The 1,268-nt window shown below is 71.1% G+C and carries 1 protein-coding gene; it reads right to left on the bottom strand.

Going from position 1 to position 1,268, the window contains the following annotated elements; all coding sequences use genetic code 11:
• Positions 1 to 95: 95 nt before the first annotated feature.
• Positions 96 to 1,121: a prolipoprotein diacylglyceryl transferase gene (gene lgt, locus ACWGI8_RS44420; protein WP_453669330.1), complete on the bottom strand. Its 1,026-nt coding sequence runs from the start codon at positions 1,119 to 1,121 to the stop codon at positions 96 to 98.
• Positions 1,122 to 1,268: the final 147 nt, after the last annotated feature.

Genomic DNA, 1,268 nt, shown 5'->3' with positions numbered 1-1,268 from the left:
GCCCTGGTCCCCGCACGCTCCGGAAACGCCGCAGGGCCGCCCGACTGCGACAGTCGGGCGGCCCTGCGGGTGCGGGTACTGCGGGTGCTACGGGTTCAGCTCTTGTTCGCGGACTCCGAGTCCGCGTGGTCCCCGTCGCGGTCCTTGTCGGCGGGCGTGACGTCCGCGGGCGTGAGCTCGGCATCAGCATCGGGGCCGGTGCCGGTGCCGGACTCGCTGCTCGCCGCGTCCGACGACCCGGAACCGGCATCGGCATCGGCATCGGCATCCGCATCCGCATCCGGGGCGTCGCTCTTCTGCGGCTCCACGGCCGAAGGCTCGACGACCTCCTCGCGGCCCGGGCGGAGCCGGGCGGAGACCACGATGTACACGACGGCCAGGACGAAGACGACGATCGCGGTCCAGACGTTCAGGCGGAGACCCAGGACGTGGTGGGCCTCGTCGACGCGCATGTACTCGATCCAGCCGCGGCCGGCGCAGTAAGCGGCGACGTACAGCGCGAACGCCCGCCCGTGCCCGAGCCGGAAGCGCCGGTCGGCCCAGATGACCAGCAGCGCGACGCCGATGCACCACAGCGACTCGTACAGGAACGTCGGGTGGTACAGGCCCGCCTCGCGGTTCGTACCCTCGGTGATCTTGAGGGCCCACGGCAGGTCGGTCGGCTTCCCGTACAGCTCCTGGTTGAACCAGTTGCCCCAGCGGCCGATCGCCTGAGCGAAGGCGATTCCGGGAGCGATGGCATCGGCGTACGCGGGGAGCGGGATGCCGCGGCGGCGGCAGCCGATCCAGGCGCCGACCGCGCCGAGCGCGATCGCGCCCCAGATGCCGAGGCCGCCCTGCCAGATCTTGAACGCGTCGACCCAGTTCTCACCCTCGCTGAAGTACAGCTGGTAGTCGGTGATCACGTGGTACAGACGGCCGCCGACGAGGCCGAACGGCACCGCCCAGACGGCGATGTCGGCCACCGTGCCGGCTTTGCCGCCGCGGGCGATCCAGCGCTTGTTGCCGTACCAGACGGCTACGAAGACACCGATGATGATGCAGAAGGCGTAGCCGCGCAGCGGGAGTGGTCCGAGCTGGAGCACACCGGTCGACGGGCTGGGAATGTAGGCAAGGTCCATGGCAGACCCGACGCTACCTTGCCGGGCCCGCACCACGGCAACCGACCGGGCAACGTCTGGGTAACGAGCCGCGTCATCCGGCCGGCACCGTACGCCGGCACCGCACGCCGCCCGGGAGACACCTCGGCGCGCCGGTCGGAGCCACAC

The organism is Streptomyces sp. NPDC054841 (assembly GCF_053611045.1).
The sequence above is the reverse complement of the archived record's forward strand: the minus strand, read 5'-3'. Positions and strand labels throughout refer to the sequence as shown.

Bases quoted from the DNA above. Each gene is read 5' to 3' on its own strand.
- lgt (WP_453669330.1), bottom strand. From the start codon at position 1,121: ATGGACCTTGCCTACATTCCCAGCCCGTCGACCGGTGTGCTCCAGCTC.